Genomic DNA, 24550 nt, shown 5'->3' with positions numbered 1-24550 from the left:
TTTCCTTCATTTTATTTTATAAAATTAAGGGTAGTTTATGGATTGGGGTAAAGTAATATACGTATTTTTCTCGTTGATGAGTTTAACATCAATAGCGGGGTTTTTATATGAGCATAGTGCTACAGCATTGTTTGCTGCTGGCAGTTTAAATCTGGTCTCTACGTTTTTAAAAATTGGTGTCAGAAACCTTCTCTCTGCAGAACTTTTAGCATCATCATTGGTGGCAGACTTACACCTTATTCCTGCATTTATTTATCTGCAAGTTGTCGGTAATTTAGAGTGGGCTATTGCTCTTACAATCGGTGCATTGATTGCAAATCTTTTCTCTATGGGTCTTGTTTATATAGAGAGTTCAAAAAATCGTGATGATTATTAGAATTTACTATTAGTTCGTAAAAGGAACAAAGTCCCTTTTACTTCGCTTACGCCGCTGAGACGACTGAAGCAAGACTCCTTTGGAGTCAAAAAATAATATAGATTAGGAAGCATAAAATTTGGAATATAGTTCAAAGACCATAGAAAAAGAGTGGCAAGAGTATTGGGCGAAAAACAAAAGTTTTGAGCCAGATGAAGATTTTACAAAAGAGAAAAAATATATTTTAAGTATGTTCCCCTTTCCAAGCGGCAGACTACATATGGGACATGTGAGAAACTATACTTTAAGTGATACTTTTGCAAGATACTACCGACAACAAGGTTTTAATGTCCTTCATCCAATAGGCTTTGACAGTTTTGGTATGCCAGCTGAGAATGCGGCTATTAAAAATGGTTCACACCCTAAGGGTTGGACTTATGACAATATAGACTATATGAAGGGTGAGTTTAAAACTTTAGGTTTTTCTTTTTCTAAAGAGCGTGAACTTGCAACCAGTGATGAGCTTTATACTAAGTTTGAGCAGGGGTTTATAATTGACATGTTTGAGAAGGGTCTTCTTTACCGTAAAAAAGGCCTTTTAAACTGGTGTCCGCATGATCAGACAGTTTTGGCAAATGAGCAGGTGGTAGATGGCTGTTGCTGGAGATGTGATACTCCAATTGTAAAAAAAGATATGAATCAGTACTATTTTAAAATCACTCAGTATGGTGATGAACTTTTGGAAGATTTAAAAAAGCTTGAAGGTGGTTGGCCCAAACAGGTTCTCACTATGCAAGAGAACTGGATAGGAAAATCAAACGGCTTAGCGTTTGACTTGTTTTTTGATGATGCCTCATCTGCTAGATTAAACAATAAATTTAAAAGTTTTGATGTATTTACAACTCGCCCAGATACCATCTACGGAGTCTCTTACACAGCTCTTGCTCCTGAGCATGAAATTGTAACTTATATGATACAAAACACACTACTTGACGATGAAACAATATCTAAAATCAAGACTATGAAAAACACTTCATCAATTGATAGACAAAAAGAAAAAACTGGTGTGCCTTTAAATCTCCATGTAGTTCATCCACTAACTGGGAAAAGCATTCCTGTTTGGATTGCTAACTTTGTTCTTATGGATTATGGAAGTGGTGCTGTTATGGCTGTTCCTGCTCATGATGATAGAGATTATGACTTTGCTAAAAAATACGATTTAGAGATTAATGCAGTGATTAAACCATTTGAAGGTGAAGCAGAACCTGATAAAGCTTTTACTGAAGTCGGAGAATTATTTAACTCCGGTGAATTTGATGGTATGAACTCTAAAAAATCTCAATACAACATTATAAAGTATTTTGAAGAAAAGAGAATTGGTAAAAAGACAACTAACTACAAACTAAAAGACTGGGGTGTCTCGCGTCAGAGATATTGGGGTGCTCCTATACCTTTTGTTCACTGTGACGATTGTGGCATAGTTATGGAGAAAAAAGAGAATCTTCCAATTGCTCTTCCTGAAGATGTTGAGATTACAGGTGAGGGAAATCCTCTTGATAATCACCCTACATGGAAACACTGCAAGTGCCCTACATGTGGCAAATATGCTTTTAGAGAAACTGATACTATGGATACATTTGTAGAGTCTTCTTGGTATTTTTTACGTTTTTGTGCATCACCTCAAAATTGGGAAAAAGAGGCTTTTTCAAAAGAGCAGATTAAGTATTGGATGGGTGTTGACCATTATATTGGCGGAATTGAACATGCAATTTTACACCTTCTTTATGCAAGATTTTTCACAAAAGTTTTTCGTGATTTAGGTTACTTGGATTTTGACGAGCCATTTGACAAACTTCTGACACAGGGAATGGTTCTTAAAGATGGTGCTAAAATGTCTAAGTCAAAAGGTAATACTGTTGACCCTGATGCACTGATAGAGAAGTACGGTGCAGATACTGCAAGACTTTTCATACTTTTTGCAGCTCCTCCGACACAAGAGTTAGAATGGAACGACAGCGCTGTAGAGGGTGCTTATAAGTTTATAAAAAGGTTTTTTGACAGAAGTTCAAATGTAGTAAAAACAAATACTATCCCAGCGATTAACCATTCATCACTCTCTAAAGATGAGAAATTTGCAAGAAAAAAGGTTTATGAAGCATTAGTTCGTGCAAATGATGTTTATAACGAGAGATATACTTTTAACACTATGATTGCCGGTGTTATGGAAGCAATTAATGCTCTAAACACTCAATCAAATAGTGATATTTGGAGCGAGGGTTACTGGATACTGACTTCCATAATGGAGCCTGTAATCCCACATGTTTGCTGGCAGATAAGCAGTGAATACTTTTCACTTAAAAACCTTTGTGCTCAAAAAGTTTTAGAAGAGGTTTTTGTTGAGGACTCTATTACACTAGGTGTTTCAATAAATGGAAAAAGAAGAACAGAAATAGAAGTGTCAATTGATGATTCTAAAGAGAAGATTATTTCAATAGCTAAGGAGAGCGCCTCTAAATGGCTTGAAGGTACATATATAATTAAAGAGATTTTAGTTCCAAATAAGCTAGTTAATTTTGTAGTAAAAGGGTAGATGTATGACTTATGTACAGGCTAAAACAACTATGCTTATTTTCGTTGTTCTTTTGACAATCAGTGCATGTGGTTATAGTCCAAGTGCAAAGTTTGCCCGTAACTCTTTAGGTGACAAAATAAGTACAAGTGTAGTTATATCAGCACAAGACCCAGAAAATACAGTTATAATTAAAGATGCTGTAGATAGAGCCATAATAGAGGTGTTTCAAGCATCACTAGTTAGTAGAGCACTCTCTGATACCCACCTAGTTTTAAATATGAGCGCACCAAGCTATGTGCCAATTGTCTATGATGTAAACGGTTATATAGTAAGCTATAGAATGAGCGTTTCCCTCTCTATAAAGAAGTTTAATAACGGTGTATCAAAAAACTATTCCGCTAAGGGAAACTATGATTTTGCAGTAGCACCAAATGCCATTGTTACTGATCAGCAAAGGTTTGAAGCTATTGGCTTTAGCACACAAAGGGCTATTAGATCATTTATTGCACAAGTCTCTGCCGAAGGCGCTAGATCTAAAAAGTAAAAGCTTATAAATTAGGAGCAAGTATGACTATTCAAGGTATCATTAAAAAAGCTGTAAAACGACTAGAGTTAGAAGGAAAACTATTAACGCCGGATTTTTATACTGAAGCATTTTGCAAAGAGTCGGCAAAAGCTGGAATGAATGTTGAAGATTGCTCGCATGTAGAAAAGTTTAAAGTCACTTTGAATAAAGAGTTTCAAAAAGAGCTAACCCAATATAGAATAAAAACAATGTCCGAACTTGCACGCTTTTTAATATCAAAACTAAATAGAACAAATAGCTCACACTGCTCAAGCTTACTAGAGTCACAGACAATTTTTACAAAAAGAGTACTGCAGGTCGTTGAAGTGCTACACAATAAAGAGGCAAGTGAGTTAGCTAAAAAAAGCATTGATTTGTTAAATAATGAGGCATCGGCTGCTCAAGTAGATCAGTTTAGACAACTTTGGGTTAATTTTATTACTACTTATGATGACACTTTTTTAGAAAAATTAAAATCTTTGGGTCATGTTGATATAACTGATCTTAAAAAGAGTATAGAGAGCTTGAAAATCAGCTCATCTGACAATTTAGTAGCTCCAATGGAGCTGTCTTCAATAGCTTCTCTATTGGTTTCATCATTAGTTCCATCAATTGCCTCTAGTGTAAATGAGAAGATAGCTGACATAAGTCAAAAAATCAAAAAAAATCCATCACTTTTAGAGAGTGTCAGTGTCGAAGCTGAGATTAAATCTGCTATATCTTTAAGAATAGCACTTGATAAACAGAGTGTAAAAGATATGATTAAATCACTTGATGGGGTACTTGATAAACTATCATTAAGATTAATAGATATGATTGAGCGTTCAGACAACTCAACTGTTGAGATTCAAAAAATAAAAGTTGAACTAGAAGCGTATAATGAAGATCCTATTACTAATTTTAAAATTGCTCACAAAAAACTTTTTACAATAGCAGTAGCACTCGAAGAGAATACCCAAGCTTTAAGCAAGGACTTGAAAAATCATAATGGCGAAGTAAAAGCACTTTCTAAAAAGATAGAAATATTGGAAGAAGAGCTGAAAAAAACAAGAGAGGAGTCTAAAGAAGACTTCTTGACAAAGCTATACAATAGACGGGCCCTAGATGAGTTAATAACTATCCAAGAGTCAGAGTTTGAGAGATATAACCATAACTTTAGTATTGTTATGTTTGACCTTGATTATTTTAAAGCAGTAAATGATAATTACGGTCATGATGCTGGTGATGCTATATTGTCTGCTTTTGCAAAAATACTAAAGGCAGAAGCAAGAAATGTTGATATTATTGGAAGATTTGGTGGGGAAGAGTTTATGGCACTTCTGGAAGAAACGAATGTTGAGGGCGGAGTTATTTTCGCAGAAAAAGTTAGAGCAAAAGTTCAAAAAGCCAGATTTATGTACAAAGGGGAGAGAATTGAAGTTACAGTAAGTTGTGGTGTTAGTGAGAGAAGTAAACACCCTTCTATTGATACTTTACTTAAAGCTGCTGATGAAAACCTTTATAAAGCCAAAAAAGATGGCAGAAACAGAGTAGAGCACTAGTGAAACTGCAAGAGTACCTAAGAGAAAAACCGCTTTATTATAAAAGTATTGACTACACTCGTATGCCTCGTATATATGAAAAGATAAAATCATCTTTAGATATTCCTAAAATAGTCCATATCATAGGGACAAATGGCAAGGGTACAACAGGTCGCTTTTTAGCTCAGGCACTGCACTCTATCGGCTTCAGCTGTGGACACTATACTTCACCTCATATTTTAAAATTTAATGAAAGAGTTTGGGTAAATGGCAAAGAGAGTAGTGATGAGCTTTTAGAAAACTCACATTTAAGTTTACAAGAACTTTTACCTAAGGCTGATTTAGACTCTCTTAGTTACTTCGAATACACAACTATATTAGCAATGATAGCTTTTGCTGGGTGTGAGTATATTATTATGGAAGCTGGCCTTGGCGGAGAATTTGATGCTACTGCAGTTTTTCCAAAATGTTTAACTCTTGTGACGCCTATTGCCTTAGATCATGAATCTTTTTTAGGCTCAACTGTAGAAAGAATTGCTACAACAAAATTAAATGCCATACAAAACAGTGCTATTCTGGCTTTTCAAAGTGAGAGCGATGTTTATGAGGTTGCCTATAAGATGAGAGCGGAGAAATCTATAAATATTTATAAGGTTGATGAACTTTTATATGAAGAAGATAGAAAAAAAATAGCTCTGATTTCTAAGGAACTATCTCTTGCCGCATATTTAACTGAAAACTTGTCTTTGAGTATAAGTGCATTGAACTTTTTTAAAATAGATTACGAGGTTACTAATTTTAAAAATGCAAAACTATTTGGCAGGTTGTCTAAAGTAAACAAGAATATAATAGTTGATGTAGGTCATAATACATTAGCTGCAAAGAGTATTGTTGATTCATTGAGCCCAGATAAGTATATAATTATTTATAATAGTTTCAAGGATAAGAACTATAAAGATATACTTCAGATATTAAAACCAATCTCTTTACATGTAGAGATTATAGAAATAGATGATGAAAGAGTAGAATCAATAGAGGTGATTAAAAGCACTTTAATCTCTTTAAAGATAGAATACACTGTATTTAAGGAGATTAAACCAAATTACAACTATCTGGTTTTTGGATCTTTTTGCGTAGTAGAAGCTTTTTTAAGAGAGTATAATGGATAATCACTTTACTATTACTATACATGATGACAATGGTGTCAAGCAATTTAACCTACATCAAATCATGAAAAAAGCTATTTTTTATGCTGTAGCATTTTTAGGATTTATTGGTCTTATTGCTGTTGGGACTATTTTATACCTAAGCAGTTCTGTTGATGCCATAGAGTTGAAGCGACAAAGTATGCAAGATGCTTATACGTCTTTAAAAGAAAAAAATATAGCACTAGATGAGAGTATTAGAGACACACAATTGGCACTTATAGATAAAAAGAAAGAGCTTACGGAAGTCTCCGACTCACTATCTGAAATAGAGACTCTTATTGGAATGTCTCCAGTAGCTGATATGACACTTACTGAGAGAGTTAGTGCCACAAAGCTAAATTCTGAACACATGGCAACTCTTATGCAGTTTATACCTAGCGGTTCACCAGTAGAGTATAAAGGCGTAACTAGTAAGTTCGGCTATAGAATTCATCCAACACTTGGTTCCAAAGAGCTTCACCGCGGTATTGACATGAAAGCGAAGATGAAGACACCTGTGTACGCAACAGCTGATGGAATCGTTGAATGGGCAGGTATTCATAAACGCAGCGGTTTTGGTAATCTTGTGATACTTCAACATAATTATGGTTTTAGAGCATATTTCGGACATTTAAATAAAATTGTGATAAAATCAGGGAAATTTGTAAAAAAGGGTGATTTAATAGCCTACACCGGTAATTCAGGAATGAGCAGCGGCCCACATCTTCATTATGAAATTAGATTTATTCAAAGGGCAGTAAATCCTTATGAATTTGTAAAATGGAGTGTCAAAAATTATAAAGAGATATTTGAAAAGGAGAAAAAAATACCATGGCAATCTTTAATAACAGCGACAGCACACATAAAAGTACCAAACCCGACACAAACACTACCATCATCACAGCTGGCTCTAAAATAAAAGGTGAGATGAATCTTGCCTGTGATCTATATGTAGATGGTGAATTTGAGGGGGTAATCCATTCAAATAAAGAAGTGAACATTGGTAAAAATGGACATATCAAAGGCGATGTATCCACAAAAAGACTAGTAGTTCAAGGGTATATAGAAGGTAGCATACATGCCGCAAGAGTTGAAATAAAAGCTCAAGGAAGAGTTAATGGCAGCATTGAATCAAGTGAACTTGTTATTGAGGCAAAAGGAATTTTTGAAGGAAACAGTACGGTAATAGACGCATCAAAAGCTCCAACAATATTACCTGCAGATACTATAGTAAAAAAAATTGAAAAAGAGGAAGTAAAATCATAGTCCTCTTTAGTCTATAATAATGTCTCAAAATATATTATTTAAGTACTTTAATTCAAAACAAAGCGGAGATTTAGAGCTTCTAATTTGTGAGGACTCAAAAGAGGCTTATGAACTGGAAAGCGTCGCCAAATTTTTCAAGCGTGATGTTTTGGTTTTTCCAGATTTCAGAGCAGGATTTGGAGATGATTTAAGAGTTTTTAAAGAGGAACTGCATCAGCTTTTCTCTTCTCTCAGAGCATACTACACATCTAAAAAGAAACCATTAGTAATATCTCCTTTAAAAACCTTACTTTTCAACCTTCCAAAAGAGAATTTACTCAACTCGACAATCATCGAGTTTGGAGAGAAAATCAGACTTAAAAACTTTAAAGAGCAGATGCTATTTTGGGGTTACAACTTTGTAGATATGGTTCAAGTTGAAGGAGAGATATCTTTTCGCGGAGATATTATAGATATCTATGCACCTTCTTCTAAAATGCCGATTCGAATTTCACTTTTTGATGATGAGATAGAGCAGATAAAATATTTTGAATTAGAGTCTCAAAGAACACAAAAAGATGAGCTTGATAGTTTTCTTATAACTCCCGCTTTTTACTCCTTAAATGAGGAAGAATTTAACACCCTAAATAAAAAAATAGAATTAAGTGAATTTGACTCATTGGTTAAAGATATTGCTTCTTTGGGTCTATGGCACTTAGATGAGAGTGCTTCAAACTTTTTAGAGAACAAAAATGTAAAACTCATTAGAAATCTAGACACACTTTTAGTAGATGCCTACGCTCTTAATAATCCAACAATCTCAAGAGAGTGCTTTAATCTAGAACTTTTGCCAGAGGCTGATGATTTTAAAGAGTTGGTAGTTGTAGATATTCACACTCTTTTAAAAGTTCATAAAGATAAAAAAGTGACTATTATAGCCTCTAACGAAGCTGTTATGAAACAAGCAGGTCTATTTGAACTTAAAAATATTACAGAAGTTTATGCCCCATATATTCTAAATATTCTTAGTAAAGATGAACTTATAATATCTCTTAACAAACCAGATAAAATGAGACGAAGAAGAAAAAGTTCAATTTTACTTGATGATTTGAAAAAAGGTGATTATGTTGTCCATGAAGATTATGGTGTAGGAATATTTGAAGGAATTGAGAAGACTGAGATTCTTGGTGGTGTTAAAGACTTTATAGTTATTAAGTATGTTGGTGATGATAAGATTTTATTGCCAGTTGAAAATCTAGAGGTTATAGACCGCTATATATCATCTGGAGGCTCAACACCAGTTTTAGACAGACTTGGTAAGGGGAGTTTTGGAAAGCTCAAAGATAAGGTTAAAAAACGCCTTATGGAGATTGCCGGACAGATTGTAAACACAGCCGCAGCAAGAGCACTGATAAAATCACCTAAAATAAATGTTAATAAAAAAGAGTTGCAAGAGTTTCAATCTCTTTCAGGCTTTGATTACACACAAGACCAAACACAAGCTGTAAATGAAATAATAACTCAGATGAGTTCAGGCCACATAATGGACAGGCTTCTTAGCGGTGATGTTGGTTTTGGCAAAACAGAAGTAGCAATGAATACTATCTTTGCAGCATATAAATCAGGTTTCCAATCTGCTCTGATAGTCCCAACTACACTTTTATCAGCTCAACACTATCGCTCACTTGATGAGAGATTTAAAAATCTAGGTATCAGATACTCAAAGTTAGATAGGTTTGTGTCTGCTAAAGATAAAAGCAGTGTCATAAAGGCTCTGTCAAGTGGAGAATTGGATGTTGTAGTTGGTACACACTCTTTGTTTGGATTGGACTTTAAAAATCTAGGTGTTGTAATTATAGATGAAGAGCATAAGTTTGGGGTAAAGCAAAAAGAGAAGATAAAAGAGCTTTATCATAACGTACATCTTCTGTCTATGAGTGCTACTCCAATCCCACGCTCGCTTAATCAGGCGATGAGTTCTATAAAAACAATGTCACAGCTGTTAACTCCACCAAGTGAGAGACAACCAGTTAGAACTTTTGTAAAAGAGTATGGTGAAAAACTTATAAAAGAGGTTATTTTAAGAGAGCTTCGCCGTGGCGGTCAAGTCTTTTATGTACATAACTCTATAGACCACATGCCAATAAAGCTAGGTGAACTAAAGGCTCTGCTTCCGAGTCTTAGAGTTGTAATGCTTCACTCTAAAATATCTGCTGCTGATACAGAAAAAGAGCTTTTAAAATTCGAAGCAAGAGAGTATGACCTTATGATTGCAACTTCTATTATAGAGTCTGGAATCCATATGCCAAATGTAAATACTATTATAGTTGACGGTGCAGATAGATTCGGTATAGCAGATCTTCATCAGCTTCGTGGTCGAGTAGGACGCGGGCAGGCTGAGGGCTTTGCTTATTTTATTGTACAAAATAAAGAGAACTTGACCGATGAGGCAAAAAAAAGACTTTTAGCACTAGAGTCAAACTCATTTCTTGGCAGCGGTTCAGTTTTAGCATACCACGATCTAGAAATACGCGGTGGCGGAAATCTTGTTGGTGATGCGCAGAGCGGGCATATTAAAAACATAGGTTATTCACTCTACCTTAGAATGCTTGAAGATGCTATAAAACTCCTTAGCAACACTATGGAGACAGAGAGAGCAAAAGTAGATATTAAACTTACAATAAGTGCTTTTATATCTGATGAAATAGTAAAAGAGGATAGGCTCCGTTTAGATATTTACAGACGACTCTCAGCCTGTGAAGATGCTGTAGAGATATATGAGATACAAGAAGAGGTTATAGATAGATTTGGAGAGTTGGATACACAAACAAAACAATTTTTTGAGTTAATGGTTATTAAACTTTTGAGTTTAGACAAAAAGATAAAATCTGTTTCAAACTATGGGCAAAATATAACTTTTACATATATGAATGATGCAAAAGAGAGTATTAAATCAGACTCTAAAGATGATGATGACATTGTAAAAGCAGTGCTTTATTATTTAAGAAATAACAAACCAAAGGTATTATAGTGAGAGTAGGTTTTATAGGTGATATTGTAGGTAGCCCAGGTCGCGACATGTTGAAAAACTATCTGTCAAAAATTAGAGAAGAGTATAAGATTGATTTTGTTATAGCAAACTATGAAAATACTTCCCACGGATTTGGATTAACCAAAAAAAATGCAAATGAAATAGTGGGATATGGACTTGATTGTATGACAGGGGGAAATCACTCTTGGGATAAAAAAGAGGTGGAAGAACTATTTGATACTCATGAGATACTTCGCCCTCACAACTATCCTGATGGAGTTAGTGGAACTGGCTGTAAAGTATATGAAGTTTGTGGAGAGAAGTTAGCGGTTTTAAACCTTATGGGACACTTCTCTATGCCTCTTGTTGACAATGCATTTCGTAAGGCAAAAGAGACAGTTGAATCTCTACATGTTGATGGGGTAAAAAACATACTTATTGACTTTCATGCAGAAGCGACAAGTGAAAAAAGGGGCATGATGATGCTGCTTCAAGGTCAGGTCAGCGCAATTATTGGAACTCATACCCATGTATCTACAGATGATTTTCAAATAGCAAATAAAACAGCATACCTTACAGATATTGGACTTACAGGATGCAGAGATAATGTTATAGGAATGGATAAAAAAGTACCGCTTAAGCAGTTTTTGACTGGTATGAAGGGTCACTTTGATATTCCTAAAAAATGTAAAAAGATACTTCAAATAGCTGTAATGGACTTTAGTGATGGGGAGTGCACCGGTGCATTTAAACTAAAGCAATTTGATGATGGTATAGTTTTAAAAAGTGAGGCATGGCTTGAAAAATAGAGACTTAATAAAAAAACTTTTTTTAACCCTCTATCTACTGTTGTATACAACAGTAGTTAATGCTGAGACAAATAGTTGTTCGCCAGAGAATAGATTGAATATATATATTAGTTTAGAAGGTGATACAGGAAAATTACTTAAATCTTTGCCCTCTTTTATCCCAAGCAAGAAGATGTTTTTTAAACGAGTGAAGGAAGAGTATTACAATAATAAAAAAGAAAAATATAAATCAATTGTAAATTCAAATAGCTTTTTGGCATATAACAATAGTGCACAATTAGAGGAATTACAGAATAATGTTAATAATATTATTGATGGCAACAAGAGAAAAGATTTATACGATGAGGTTAAATTTCTTTTTGCTTTAAACAGTAGTTTTCTTTTCAATGCGGTACTAGGTACAAGCTATATGGATTCAGAAATTATGTTTGATAGAAAAATTGTAGATAAAGAGTATAGAGAAATTGCAAAATCATTGAGTGTTCATGTTGTAGACATTAACAAGTGTGCAGATAAAATGGTTTTTGAATTAAAGAATATTCATCAAAATAAATAGGTCTTAATGATATAATATACTCAGTTAAGGATATAGCAAATGAATGTGATTAATATTTCCAAACAAAAGATATTTGACAATAAAAATAGATTATATGCTTATGAACTTGTTTTTAAAGACAGTGAAGACCAAAGAACAGGTTTTTCAAGCAATGTCAAAGGCACATCACAATTAATTATGAGTTCTATTACCAGCATAGAGCTAGATAAGCTATTGGGGCAAAGGACATTGGCTTTTGTAAACGTAGACGAAGAAACACTGCTAAAAGGCATTTTAGATGTTTTAGATAAAGATAGGTTTGTTCTTAATATATTAGAAAATATAGAATTAACAGAAAAAGTCATTGCTAAAATAGTACAGTATAAAAAAAGAGGATTTATATTATCACTAGAGCACTTTGATTCAAGTGCAGAGATGATTACAAAATTTAGTAGATTATTTAACTATATAGATATAATAAAAATGGATGTTGAATTATCAGAACCTGAAAATTTACAAAAAGTTATGAAGAAGTTTAAAGGTGGCAGAATTAAGCTTTTAGCCCAAAATATTGAAATAAAAGAAGATTACAATACATACTTAAAAATGGGTTTTGATTTTTTTCAGGGTTATTATTTAGATAAACCGGAAGTTGTTGAAATTATTGGTTCAAAAGAGCCAGCTCAGTTCATTATATTACAGTTGATAAAAATCATAAAAGACAATAATACTACTGAACAATTAGAGTTTTTTATTAAAAAACAGCCTGACCTATCTTTTAAGCTTATTCAATTTTTCAATAATTCTAAAAGCTTGAGCGTAAAAGTTGAATCATTGCTTCAAGTTATTACTTTAATGGGAAGAGATAAACTATTAAGATGGCTAATGGTCTATTTATACTCTGAGGTTTCTAAAAATCCTGCTTCTCAAACTTTACTGGAATTAGCTATAAAAAGAGCAGAAAGAATGGAGGTAGATGCTAGCCCTAGAGATAAAAATAAAGCTTATTTAGCTGGTATGTTTACTATGCTTAGTGCTATTTTTGAGACAGATATTAAAGAGTTAATGAACCATGTGAAAATGGACAGCGATATAACTTCTTTAGTACTTGAAAAAAAAGGAATTTTTGCTGCTAGTTTAATGAGAGCAGAAATAGCAGAAAAAGAGTATTTAAAAAAAATAATGATAGCAAATTTTGAAAAACTTGATACGACTGATTTAATATACACATTGGAATATGGTGGAGTTGAAATAGATAAAAGTAAACTTTAACAACATCTCAGCACTATTTTTGTATAATCTGATATCATTTTTTCCAAGAAGGAATACCATGCGTGGTTATAAAATTTTTGCCGGATCTTCCAGTGTTGATTTTGCAAAAGAAATTTGTAAAGTTTTAGATATTCCATTAGCTAAGGCTGATGTTAAGAGTTTTAGTGATGGTGAGATTTCAGTTCAAATTGCTGAGAGTGTTCGCGGTCGTGATGTATTTATTGTTCAGTCTACTGGAGCTCCATCAAACGATAACTTAATGGAGCTTCTGATTATGACAGATGCTCTTCGCCGCTCATCTGCTTCGAGTATTACAGCTGTTGTCCCTTACTACGGATATGCAAGACAAGATAGAAAAGCTGCACCTCGTGTACCAATTACTGCTAAACTTGTTGCTGACATGTACGAGACTGCTGGCATAGACAGAGTTGTGACAATTGATCTTCATGCTGGGCAAATTCAAGGGTTTTTCAATATCCCTGTTGACAACTTGTATGGTTCAGTAACATTTGAGCACTATATAAAAAGTAAAAATCTTAAAAACCCTATTATTGCATCTCCAGATATTGGCGGTGTCGCAAGAGCTAGATACTTTGCAAAAAGAATGGGTTTAGATATGGTTATAGTTGATAAGCGCCGTGAAAAAGCCAACGAGAGTGAAGTTATGAATATCATTGGTGATGTTGCAGGAAAAGATGTAATCATGATTGATGACATGGTAGATACAGCTGGTACAATGGTAAAAGCCGCTACTGCACTTAAGAACAACGGTGCTACATCAGTAATGGCATGTGCAACTCACGGTGTTCTTAGTGGAAAAGCTTATGAAAATCTGAATAATGGTGAGCTTGATGAGCTGATTATTACAAATACATTAGAAACTAAGCCTCATGAAAAAATAAAAGTGTTATCAGTCGCACCGCTTTTTGCTGAAGTGATTCGCAGAGTATATCATAACGAGAGTGTAAACTCTCTGTTTGAATAGAGGATAATTATTGAAAAATATTAGAAACTTTTCTATCATTGCTCATATTGACCATGGTAAAAGTACACTAGCAGATCGCATTATACAAGAGTGTGGCGCAGTAAGTGATAGAGAACTTACAAAACAGATGATGGACACCATGGATATTGAGCAAGAGCGCGGTATTACCATTAAAGCTCAAAGTGTTAGACTTGATTATATAAAAGATGGTGAACACTACATTCTAAATCTTATAGACACTCCTGGTCACGTTGATTTTTCTTACGAAGTTAGTAAATCTCTTGCTTCAAGTGATGGCGCACTTCTTATAGTTGATGCTGCTCAAGGTGTTGAAGCTCAAACTATCGCAAATGTTTATTTGGCAATGGAAAACAACCTAGAGCTTATCCCAGTAATTAATAAAATTGATTTACCTGCAGCGGATCCAATAAAAGTTGCCGAAGAGATTGAGACAAGTATCGGTATAGATGCTACAGATGCTTGTTTAGTATCTGCAAAAACAGGTGTTGGGATTCATGAGCTTATAGATGCTATCGTAGACCGTGTTCCAGCTCCAGTTGGTGACCCTGATGCTACAACAAAAGCTATCATCTATGACTCTTGGTTTGACCAGTATCTTGGTGCTCTTGCACTTATTCGTGTTTTTGACGGTAAAGTTAAAAAAGGTCAAAACATTAAGCTTATGAGTAACGGTGAAGAGCATCAAATTTTAGATTTAATGTATCCTCACCCTATGAAAAAAATCAAAACCAGTACTATTGAGTGTGGCGAAATTGGCATAGTTGTTCTTGGGCTAAAAGAAGTTAGCGTTATCAACGTTGGCGACACTATTACTGATGCTAAAAATCCTGCACTAGAGCCTGTTGGAAGATATGAACCAGCTAAACCATTTGTATTTGCAGGTATATATCCAATAGATACGGATGAGTTTGAAAGTTTACGCGATGCACTAGATAAACTAAGACTAAATGACAGCTCTCTATCTTATGAGCCTGAAACCTCTTTAGCTCTTGGCTTTGGTTTTCGTGTTGGATTTTTAGGTATGCTTCATATGGAAGTCGTTAAAGAGAGACTTGAGCGTGAATTTAACCTTGACTTAATCGCTTCTGCACCATCTGTTATATATGAAGTTTATCTAAATAATGGTGAAAAAATTAATGTTCATAATCCTTCAGAGCTTCCAGAAGTAAACAAAATTGACAGAATAGAAGAGCCTTATGTAAGGGCAACTGTAATTACTCCAAGTGAATATCTTGGTAACATCATAACTCTTTTAATAAACAAACGCGGTACTCAAAGCAAGATGAACTATCTTAATGAAGATAGAGTAATGCTTGAGTATGAAGTGCCAATGAATGAGATAGTTGTTGACTTTTACGATACCTTAAAGTCAATCTCTAAAGGGTATGCTTCATTTGACTATGAGCCTATAGATTTTAGAGTAGGCGACCTTGTTAAACTTGATATTAAAGTAGCAGGGGAAGCTGTAGACGCACTAAGTATTGTAGTTCCTCGCAATCAAGCTCTTTCTCGTGGTCGTATTTTAGTTAAGAATATGAAAGAGATAATACCTCGTCAACTTTTTGAAGTGGCAGTTCAAGCTTCTCTAGGTTCTCAGATCATCGCTAGAGAAACAGTGAAATCTATGGGTAAAAATGTTACTGCCAAATGTTACGGTGGAGATATCACCCGTAAACGCAAGCTTTTGGAAAAACAAAAAGCCGGTAAAAAACGAATGAAGTCCATAGGAAAAGTGCAACTTCCAAGTGAAGCATTTATGTCTGTTTTAAAGATGGACTAAACCATGAGATGTATGTTGTGTGAAAGTTTATCTTTTGCACACATATGTTCTACATGTCAAACTACTTTTCTAACTCCCTCAATCTACAAACGAAAAATTTTAAATAATATTGAAGTAATCTCTTTTTATAAATACAGTGAAATAAAAAATTTATTGCATACAAAACATACGGATTTAGGTTTTTATATATACTCTATATTGGCAAAAAATTCTTTATTAAAATTTGCATCAGAATTTGAATTTGAGTATCCTGTAGCTTCAGTAGCAATTGATGACCATGTGAAAAGCGGGTATTCACATACAGCAATTTTAAATAAGTCTCTTTCATGTAAATATATAAAACCTAAGGTTAATAAATTAAGGGCTAATAATAGAGTTTCATATTCAGGCAAGAGTAGAGAATTTAGATTGTTAAATCCAAGAAATTTTGAATTGAAAAACTTTAAAGAGAAAAATGTTATTTTAGTCGATGATATCATAACAACAGGATTTACCTTAAATCAGGCTGTTCAAGCAATTGAGTTAAACAATAAAGAGGTACTGTTTTGTTTAACTCTTGTAGATGTAAGTTTTGTATAAATAAAAAGTATTTAAGCTGTTAATTGGTAATACTTATCATTAGCTGTATATGTATTTACCATTATGTGTCGCAGTTCACTCTCTTTTAACTCTTGAATACTTTTAGGTATATCTTTATCTATCTTTGGTGTCTGGTCTAGAGAAGCAGTTGGTTTTCTTGAGAGTGAAAACATCTTAGAATTATCTTCATAAGCCACCTTTGCATTTTTAATATCTTTTATTTTTGTATATTTTATTTCATCTTGACTTTTTATTTGCTCTTGTAGTTTTTGCTGATTGTTAAATGATTTATAGTTTGAAACATAATCTACAGGGAGATTCTTATTTGAAGAAGAGTCTATAGTGGAGTTGGGTAAAGATTTTAAGTTAAAAGATTTAAATTCATCTTTAGAATGGTCTTCTCTAAATTTTTCAGTTCTATCGGAAGAGTTGGTATTAATATATGTATTATAAGACGAAATAAACATAACAACCCTCCTGTTTGCTACCATTATAAATTAATTTTGCTTTACTTACTATAAAAATTTATTATTACAACTTTGTAGTTAAACCATACCAACATTAGGGTACAATAATAAATATAAAATTTTAGGAAAAGTAATGAGTGCAAAAATTGTCATTGTAGATGACGAAGAGGATTTACTAGAATTATTGGAGTATAACTTAGAAAAAGAAGGTTATGAAGTAATAGGTTTTTTAAATACGAAAACAGTAGCTCAAATACTCGATGAAGAGGAGATTGACCTGCTAATAATGGACAGAAATCTTCCAGGTGTTGAGGGAAGTGAGTTTGTGCAAGAACTCAGAAAAGATGGGATTACTACCCCAGTTATTTACCTAAGTGCAAAAAATAGAGACTCTGATATAGAAGAGGGATTTTTAAGAGGAGGTGATGACTATATTACTAAACCTTTTAACATGAAAGAGTTGCTCCTGCGTGTTAAAGCAATGTTGCGCAGAACAGGCAAAAAAATAGAGGAAGGTAATTTATCACACAGAGATCTTTTTTTGGATAAAAGCTCAAGAACGCTTAGCGTTGATGGAAAAAATATTGATATTACAAAATTAGAATTCAATCTTCTTTGTGAATTTATTTTAAATAAAAATATGGTTCTTGATCGTGACCATCTTTTACTAAATGTCTGGGGAGACAGTGAAGAATATCAGTATAAGACTGTAAATGTTGCGATAAATCGTCTTAAAGAGAAGATTGATCCAGATAAGACTAAAGACTATATACAGACTGTACGGGGAGTTGGGTATAAGTTGTGCTAAAAATACATCAGATATTTATAATTAAATTTTTAGCTCTTTTTGTTGGTGCTCTTCTTGTTACATCTCTTATTAGTTATATGGCATTAAGATCTGTAATTATAGGGAACAATAAAAATCATCTTGAACACTCTATTGATTTAATGGAATTAGAGTTGGATAAGATAGTAAACCTAGATAAATTTATAGCAAAAGTGCATGATAAAACTTCTCTTAGAATAACAATTGTAAATGCTGAGGGTGTTGTGATAGCTGAGTCTAATACAGATAAGAACAGTATGGATAACCATGGTAACAGATATGAGATTATGAAGGCCAACTCAGAAAAATTTGCTGATATAACAAGGTACTCTAAAACACTAAAAGTTGATTTTTTATACGTTGCTAAAAAAACCCAATTTAACAATGAGACAATTTATATTAGACTATCTATGAGTTTGGCTCAAATAATGGATGATTTTTACTCATTATGGATAAAACTATTTTTTGTCTTTATTGGAATTATTTTAATTGCTACTTTTATTTCAAAAAAAATGAGTGAAAGGGTGGTTTATGATATTTCACAAATAACAAACTATTTAGATGAAATATCAAATAAAAACTATAATGCTGCTATAAAGATTGAATATTTTTATGAGTTTTTGCAGATTTCACTACTTTTAAAAAATTTAGTAAAAAAACTTGCAAAAAATGATAAAAAGAAAATAAAAAACATAGCTAAGCTCAGGCTGATAAATAAACAAAGAAACGATATTTTGTCGGCACTCTCTCATGAGTTTAAAAATCCAATTGCATCTATTATGGGCTATGCTCAAACTATTAGAGAAGATGCAGATATGCCACCGAAAATTCGTGATAAGTTTTTGGAAAAGATTAGCTCAAACGGTGACAAAATATCTAAAATGTTAGACAGATTAGCTCTATCTGTAAAACTAGATAATGGTGATTTGACTATCAATAACAGCGAGTTTGACTTAAAAGATTTGTGTAATGAAGTTTCATTTAACCAATCTTCAAAATATAAAGATAGAGACATTATTGTTGAAGCGGATGAGGTGATAGTTTTTAGTGATAAGACAATGCTAGAACTTGTGTTAATAAACCTTGTTGATAATGCTATGAAATACTCAAGTGGTGATGTGAAAATAATATTAAAAGATGAAAAAATATCAATTCAAGACAGTGGAATAGGAATAAAAGAGGAGCATCTGGATAAGGTGACGAGTAAATTTTACAGAGTTGACAAAAATAGTTGGGACAACTCTATGGGGATAGGTTTAGCTATGGTCAGTTATATTTTAAAATCACTAAACTCTAACCTTGAAATTGAGTCAGAGTTTGCCAAAGGTTCTGTTTTTAGTTTTAGTATAAAAGAGATGCTAAAGAGTTAAATTTTAGACTGAATTGTCATCTTCTTAGCTTCAAATAACTCTACTGCTTTTTGAACCATAGGCTCATCTTTCATTTGTACAGCATCTATCTCTTTTGAAGAGTCACTACTTTCACAGCTTGTTACACAGCTGGCACTTCCGCCTATTTCCGCATCTTCTACCATTGAGGTACTCTGAGTATGTTGCATTGTTGGTTGTTCAATAGTTTGTGTTTCTTTTTCAGGTTCTGCATATAGCTCTTGAGTAGTTTTTCTACAGGCTTCATGTTTGATTTTTGTCTCAAATCCGAATATTTCTCTAACAAGCTGTTTAATAGCCGAGTAGCCGTGTGTCAAAGCTTTCTTGCACTCCTCATTGGCACAACTCTCCCAAGTTAAAATACTATCTCTATAAGATATAAAACTAATACTTTTTTCAAAACACTCACCAAGCTCAAAACTTCTGTCTTTGATTTTTGCTATCAGCTCTTGGAATACCTTTAGATTAGGATCTACTTCTACATGTAGAACTCTATCTTGTACTGCTGGAGCTATTTCAGTTTCTATATTTGGAGTTTGTATTTCATCTTCAAATGTCTGTGCTGCAGCCATATATGGAGTCTCTACCTCTTGAGTAGGTTCAGGTACAGATACAGCAATAGCAGGTCTACTAATCTCTTTTTGAAGAGACTCAATCATTTGGTCAACCTCTTTTATACGAAGAGCTTCAATCATCTTGAAAAATATAAGTGATAATACAAACGAGCCATCAGCATTTATACTAAATAGATATTTTGACTCACTTAAAATTCTAAAAAACCTGTCTAAAACCAATGTTGAGAATAAAGCGTCACTGGAGTACATCCTATCTTTAAGATATGCTATAAGCTCATCGACAACCATCTCTGCTTCATAATCTTCTAGAACCTTTGTGAGTTCTACAAGACGTGCATAATCTTTTGCGAATACGGCTCCAAAAAGTTCACCAATAAACTTAGGGTCAACAAGCCCAAGCATATCAGTAACAGTACGAACATCTACATGATTTTTAGAGTATATTATTGCTTGATCAAGTAGAGTTAGAGTGTCTCTTAAGCTTCCGCTTCCGCTTCTAGCCAGTATTTCTAGGGCGTCTGTTTCATATTGAATTCCCTCAATATTTAAAATGTGTGCAAGATGGTTTATGATTTTATTCGTAGCAATACTTTTAAACCTAAAGTGCTGAGTACGACTTAAAATAGTAGCAGGTAATTTAAGAGGGTCAGTAGTAGCTAGAATGAATTTTACATAAGAAGGAGGTTCTTCAAGTGTTTTAAGAAGAGCATTAAAAGCCTCTTTGGTTAACATATGAACTTCATCAATAATAAAAATTTTAAACCTTGAACTTGCCGGTTTATACTTTGTCTGCTCGATTAAGTCTCTAATGTCATCTATCTTTCTTGATGATGCACCATCCATCTCTATTATGTCTATATGACGATTTCCAAGTGCAGAGATACAGTTTTGACAAGTCCCACAAGGCTTATGGCTTAACCCTTGTTCGCAAATAAGAGCTTTTGCAAGGATACGAGCTGTAGAAGTCTTTCCGCTCCCGCGAAGGCCGGAGAAAAGATAAGCATGAGAGAGTCTATTTGAATCAAGTGCTAGTGAGAGAGTTTGAGATATTGTCTCTTGCCCGATAAGCTCATCAAAATTAATAGGTCTATATTTTCTTGCTAATACTTCTGAGCTCTCTTTCACATGCCACTCCATTTTTAGTTATGGTGATTTTAGCATTTATAGGGTTAAAGTATCATCAATCAGAGTTATATAACCTCTGGATAGTTTTATAAGAGACTCCCTCTCCATTTTTTTTAAAACACGACTTACAACTACTCGAGTTGAACCTATGTAGTTGGCTAGCTCTTCATGTGTTATTTGTATTGTTTGACTCTTTTGAGCTTGAAGCCATTCATAGATTCTCTCATCAAGATGTTTAAATTTAATATTCTCTAAAACTCTTGCAACGCTATCTAATCGCAATGTTAAAAGTGAGAACATATAGCTTTGGTAGTTGGAGTTATCTCTCATTAGTTTTATAACAAGCTCTTTGTTAAGAAGATAACCTCTTATTGGAGTAGTAGTTATGGCTGAGCCTATTGTCGGAATTTGGTTTATTGTTGAAGTTGTATTTACAATACATTGCTCATTTTGTAGAAGACTATAAAGAGTGATTTCATTGACTCCATCTCCTTGCATATATACTCTTACCTCACCATCCTCAAGAAGAAGTATATCTTGAGTTGTATCGCCCTGATAAAAAATAATTTTGCCGGCATCCATAGAGATAGGCTTTAAGCTTTTGAGCAAAAGCTCTTGTTCGTCTTTTGTCAATTCGTCGTAAAAATCGAAATCTTGTAGTTGCATAATCTTCATCCTATTGGATGAAAATTATATCTGAATTTATGGAATAAAAATTGTAATTATTTTTTACAACCGGTATTCATTTTAAAGATTGGATAAAATGGACAAAAGCCAATTAAACCTGTTAAAAGAGGTATCGCACCAATAGCAGCAACTAGCATATTTACGGTAATGATTCCATAAGCAATCAATCCTAAACCTGCAACAACTCTAATTATTCTATCTATTTTTCCTGCATTAAAACACATATTATTTCCTTTTGTTTTGTTTTACAATAAGAAGTATATGACATTAATATTTTTTTGTATGTGACTAATGTTACAAAGGGGTTATGATTCCTATATCGGTATTATTTAGTTTTGTTTGATTATTATCAATTACTTGTGGGAAAATTTTATATATTGCCTGTTGTATTTTTTCAGGGGTGATAGGCTTGAGTACATAACCTTTTGCTCCATTTAATAAAGCCTCCATAACTAACTTTTCTTCACCATGGGAAGTGATCATAATCACTTTTACATCTTTAAATTTTGCTTTTATAGCTTTTAATGACTCTATTCCATTCAAGATAGGCATAGTTATGTCCATAGTTACTAAATCAGGCTTTAGTTTTTCATACATACTTATAGCTTCTCTTCCGTCCTTAGCTACCCCAGAAACTGTGAAACCCATGTCTGTTAAGTTTTTTGCGAATATCTTTCTTATTATTGATGAGTCATCCACTATCATAACGCTTATCATTGATTTTCCTTTTCCAAAACTATGCAGATAATTCTACCATAGGATGTCTCAATCTCTCTAATAAATTTATTTTTACACTTTTCTCCTAAATTCATTAAACTGAAATTATCATAATTTATTGGAGTTGATAGATTTGTATTCTCTAAGTTTTTATCAAAATGTTGAATGGACAGACCAACAACTGTATTTAGTATTTCACATGGAAGTTCTTGAATAAGACATTGCTTATCTTGCTCGTTGAAACCATCTGGAATTAAAGTAGAAGTAAGTAAATTAGTGATTTTTTTAGAGAAAACAATAATAACTTTGCCATTAAAACTACCATATAACTCAGCTTGAACATACTTATTCTCAAAAATTTGATTAGTTAATTCTTTAGTGTTTATAACTTCAATATTTAGCGTCTCATTCATAAATATTCCAATTTGTTCAGAGATACAGTCACAAATATTTTCACACTTGTTAAAATATGAAAAATCTGTATTTTTATCTTCGTTTAGTGGTATAAAAAATGAAAAAGTAACACCATCACCAGGCTCATTTTTTATACTGTATGTACCATTTATTTTTTCCAAATTATCTTTAATAGAACTCATCCCTGTCCCAAAACCAGAAACAATTGACGTTTGATCTTTGGTGCTTAGTTTATTAGTGAAAATAAGACTACACTTCTCTTCTTCACTCATCAATGCTATGTATTCCTCACTATTAAAGGCTTTGTAGATTGCATTTAATGATAGCTTATTTGTATCTATCCCTTGCCCGTCATCACTTATTTGTATGGCTAAAACATCATATATAACTTCAAACTTACATTTTATAGTTCCTATATCATCTTTATCTAAATCAGCTCTGGTGTCAATGTCTTCTATCCCATGGTCAACACAGTTATTGAAAAGATGAATAAGTGATGTCATAAATGGTTTAATTTTAGTTGATACTCTTATAGTTGAATCACCCTCTATCTCTAGCTCATACACCTCTTTTTCTAGTTTTAATGATAACTGTTTTACATGTGAAATATAAGGATCCAACATATTCTTAACTGATTCGTATTTTAATTTTTTTATTTTTGTTAAAATATTGTTTAAATTTTTTTGTTCGCTATACTCCAAGATAGAGCTAATTGATGTTAATTCTGACTCAATCTCATTTATGGACTCAATCTCCACAGATATAGCTTTTTTAGAGTTTAAAAATTCTTCACCTAAAATAGAATTAACAACAGCTATATCTTTATTGAATTCATCTTGTAAGTTTGCTTCTATAATGGCAGAAATAATTTCACTATTTAAAGAGATGTTTCGTATTTTTAATTCAATTTCATGAATGCAAGAGGGTATGTAAATCATCTTTTTTTGTGCGAAAACACCTTTAAATGTGTGTAGCTCCCTTCTGATACTATCTATTTCACTCGTTGAGACATCTTTATAAGAGGATAAGTTTTTTACAAAATTATTAAATGCATCTTTTAACTCAATAAAATCATTTTTATTTGAAGCAACCTCTACAATCATATTTTGCACATGTGTTTGGTGCTCAACTTTAGATTTTAGAATTTTTGTTTTTGTAATATCTGTCAGAATAATCATAAATTTGTTATTATTAAGTGCTTTACACTCAATATTTATTGAGTTATTGTTTATAATTTGTTCTTTTGGAATTAAAGACAAAAACATATCTTTTATCATCTTATCTTCACACTTAACAGCGCTCTCTATTCCCTCACAAAAAAGCTCTTTATCTTTTATGTTTTGACTGAATAGCAGTTGAGATATATCAAGACCTTCAATATCTTTTAAATCAAATATTTTTTTACACTCTGCTGAAAAACTACTTTCACATATTAGATTATTATCAAATGATAAAAATCCCTGGCCTGCATTGTCCAGCAAATCATTAATTTGACCATGTAGTCTTAACATCTCTTTTATAGAAGAGTACTGCTTGTAACCATTAGATATAACAAAAACACTAAAGGTAATTGCAAGTATGGCACTTATATAAAAGATCTCTTGATTAGAGTATAAAAAGGCACTGATTAAACCAGACATTTGAATAATTACATAAATAACAAAGAAATGAAATATGCTTACCACAGTTATGACGGAACCTGCTGCAATAGATGCTATAACCATTCCGGCAAAAAGTAAGTGAATTCCATCACCGTATAGTAGACTTAACCATGCTAATACAGCATAAAGAAAAGATGTAAATGATAAATGAAACAAATGTATATTTAAATTAGTAGATATTTTTTTGTTAAAAAAAACTCTACTCGAAAATATTGTGTAGTTTAAAAATAGCCA

At 33.1% G+C, this 24550-nt stretch carries 22 protein-coding genes; 16 read left to right on the top strand and 6 right to left on the bottom strand.

Annotated elements, in window-relative coordinates; translation table 11 throughout:
• Window positions 1-37 precede the first annotated feature (37 nt).
• The 14 genes from HUE87_RS09885 (at window position 38) to HUE87_RS09820 (ending at window position 16456) form a co-directional block, all read left to right on the top strand.
• Window positions 38-376 (top strand): DUF6394 family protein, encoded by a 339-nt coding sequence (locus HUE87_RS09885; RefSeq protein WP_194366230.1) that lies wholly within the window; start codon window positions 38-40, stop codon window positions 374-376.
• Between the two features lie 118 nt (window positions 377-494).
• The gene (gene leuS, locus HUE87_RS09880) at window positions 495-2945 is read left to right on the top strand and encodes a leucine--tRNA ligase (protein ID WP_194366229.1); all 2451 of its coding nucleotides are present in this window, start codon (window positions 495-497) and stop codon (window positions 2943-2945) included.
• Between the two features lie 4 nt (window positions 2946-2949).
• On the top strand, window positions 2950-3471 hold the full coding sequence (locus tag HUE87_RS09875; protein ID WP_229855126.1) for an LPS assembly lipoprotein LptE: 522 nt from the start codon (window positions 2950-2952) through the stop codon (window positions 3469-3471).
• Between the two features lie 23 nt (window positions 3472-3494).
• Window positions 3495-5033: a GGDEF domain-containing protein gene (locus HUE87_RS09870; protein WP_194366228.1), complete on the top strand. Its 1539-nt coding sequence runs from the start codon at window positions 3495-3497 to the stop codon at window positions 5031-5033.
• On the top strand, window positions 5033-6181 hold the full coding sequence (locus HUE87_RS09865; RefSeq protein WP_229855125.1) for a folylpolyglutamate synthase/dihydrofolate synthase family protein: 1149 nt from the start codon (window positions 5033-5035) through the stop codon (window positions 6179-6181). The genes HUE87_RS09870 and HUE87_RS09865 overlap by 1 nt, the downstream gene beginning before the upstream one ends.
• Complete coding sequence (locus tag HUE87_RS09860) at window positions 6174-7118, top strand: M23 family metallopeptidase (RefSeq protein ID WP_194366227.1); 945 nt, start codon at window positions 6174-6176, stop codon at window positions 7116-7118. The genes HUE87_RS09865 and HUE87_RS09860 overlap by 8 nt, the downstream gene beginning before the upstream one ends.
• On the top strand, window positions 7031-7465 hold the full coding sequence (locus HUE87_RS09855) for a bactofilin family protein (protein WP_194366226.1): 435 nt from the start codon (window positions 7031-7033) through the stop codon (window positions 7463-7465). The genes HUE87_RS09860 and HUE87_RS09855 overlap by 88 nt, the downstream gene beginning before the upstream one ends.
• A 19-nt stretch (window positions 7466-7484) precedes the next feature.
• Window positions 7485-10475, top strand: a complete 2991-nt coding sequence (gene mfd, locus HUE87_RS09850; protein WP_194366225.1) for a transcription-repair coupling factor — start codon at window positions 7485-7487, stop codon at window positions 10473-10475.
• Window positions 10475-11284, top strand: coding sequence for a TIGR00282 family metallophosphoesterase (locus HUE87_RS09845; RefSeq protein ID WP_194366224.1), 810 nt, complete (start codon window positions 10475-10477; stop codon window positions 11282-11284). Before mfd ends, HUE87_RS09845 begins: the two co-directional genes overlap by 1 nt.
• Window positions 11274-11840 (top strand): hypothetical protein, encoded by a 567-nt coding sequence (locus tag HUE87_RS09840; RefSeq protein WP_194366223.1) that lies wholly within the window; start codon window positions 11274-11276, stop codon window positions 11838-11840. Before HUE87_RS09845 ends, HUE87_RS09840 begins: the two co-directional genes overlap by 11 nt.
• 39 nt (window positions 11841-11879) lie before the next feature.
• Window positions 11880-13091, top strand: coding sequence for an EAL and HDOD domain-containing protein (locus tag HUE87_RS09835; protein WP_194366222.1), 1212 nt, complete (start codon window positions 11880-11882; stop codon window positions 13089-13091).
• A 58-nt stretch (window positions 13092-13149) separates the two neighbouring features.
• Window positions 13150-14076, top strand: coding sequence for a ribose-phosphate pyrophosphokinase (locus HUE87_RS09830; protein ID WP_194366221.1), 927 nt, complete (start codon window positions 13150-13152; stop codon window positions 14074-14076).
• Window positions 14077-14086: 10 nt separating this feature from the next.
• Window positions 14087-15877, top strand: coding sequence for a translation elongation factor 4 (lepA, locus tag HUE87_RS09825; protein WP_194366220.1), 1791 nt, complete (start codon window positions 14087-14089; stop codon window positions 15875-15877).
• Window positions 15878-15880: 3 nt separating this feature from the next.
• Window positions 15881-16456: a ComF family protein gene (locus HUE87_RS09820; RefSeq protein WP_194366219.1), complete on the top strand. Its 576-nt coding sequence runs from the start codon at window positions 15881-15883 to the stop codon at window positions 16454-16456.
• 11 nt (window positions 16457-16467) lie between these two features.
• Here HUE87_RS09820 and HUE87_RS09815 read toward each other — a convergent pair whose 3' ends face one another.
• Window positions 16468-16923 (bottom strand): hypothetical protein, encoded by a 456-nt coding sequence (locus HUE87_RS09815; RefSeq protein ID WP_194366218.1) that lies wholly within the window; start codon window positions 16921-16923, stop codon window positions 16468-16470.
• Window positions 16924-17056: 133 nt separating this feature from the next.
• Here HUE87_RS09815 and HUE87_RS09810 point away from each other — a divergent pair, with 133 nt between their 5' ends.
• Window positions 17057-17731, top strand: a complete 675-nt coding sequence (locus tag HUE87_RS09810; protein WP_194366217.1) for a response regulator — start codon at window positions 17057-17059, stop codon at window positions 17729-17731.
• Entirely contained in the window at window positions 17725-19119 is a 1395-nt protein-coding gene (locus HUE87_RS09805) for a sensor histidine kinase (protein WP_194366216.1), read from the top strand. Before HUE87_RS09810 ends, HUE87_RS09805 begins: the two co-directional genes overlap by 7 nt.
• Here HUE87_RS09805 and HUE87_RS09800 read toward each other — a convergent pair.
• The 5 genes from HUE87_RS09800 to HUE87_RS09780 form a co-directional block, all read right to left on the bottom strand.
• The gene (locus tag HUE87_RS09800) at window positions 19116-20837 is read right to left on the bottom strand and encodes a DNA polymerase III subunit gamma/tau (protein ID WP_194366215.1); all 1722 of its coding nucleotides are present in this window, start codon (window positions 20835-20837) and stop codon (window positions 19116-19118) included. The genes HUE87_RS09805 and HUE87_RS09800 overlap by 4 nt on opposite strands.
• A gap of 36 nt (window positions 20838-20873) precedes the next feature.
• Window positions 20874-21503, bottom strand: coding sequence for a Crp/Fnr family transcriptional regulator (locus HUE87_RS09795; protein WP_194366214.1), 630 nt, complete (start codon window positions 21501-21503; stop codon window positions 20874-20876).
• A 56-nt stretch (window positions 21504-21559) separates the two neighbouring features.
• Complete coding sequence (locus HUE87_RS09790) at window positions 21560-21748, bottom strand: YgaP family membrane protein (RefSeq protein ID WP_194366213.1); 189 nt, start codon at window positions 21746-21748, stop codon at window positions 21560-21562.
• Window positions 21749-21818: 70 nt separating this feature from the next.
• Window positions 21819-22241 (bottom strand): response regulator, encoded by a 423-nt coding sequence (locus HUE87_RS09785; protein WP_194366212.1) that lies wholly within the window; start codon window positions 22239-22241, stop codon window positions 21819-21821.
• Window positions 22238-24472, bottom strand: a complete 2235-nt coding sequence (locus HUE87_RS09780; RefSeq protein ID WP_194366211.1) for an ATP-binding protein — start codon at window positions 24470-24472, stop codon at window positions 22238-22240. The genes HUE87_RS09785 and HUE87_RS09780 overlap by 4 nt, the downstream gene beginning before the upstream one ends.
• Window positions 24473-24550 lie beyond the last annotated feature (78 nt).

The sequence above is a fragment of the Candidatus Sulfurimonas marisnigri genome (assembly GCF_015265475.1).
GTDB lineage: Bacteria > Campylobacterota > Campylobacteria > Campylobacterales > Sulfurimonadaceae > Sulfurimonas > Sulfurimonas marisnigri.
Note: the sequence above shows the minus strand (reverse complement) of the source record. Positions and strands in the feature narration are given on the sequence as shown.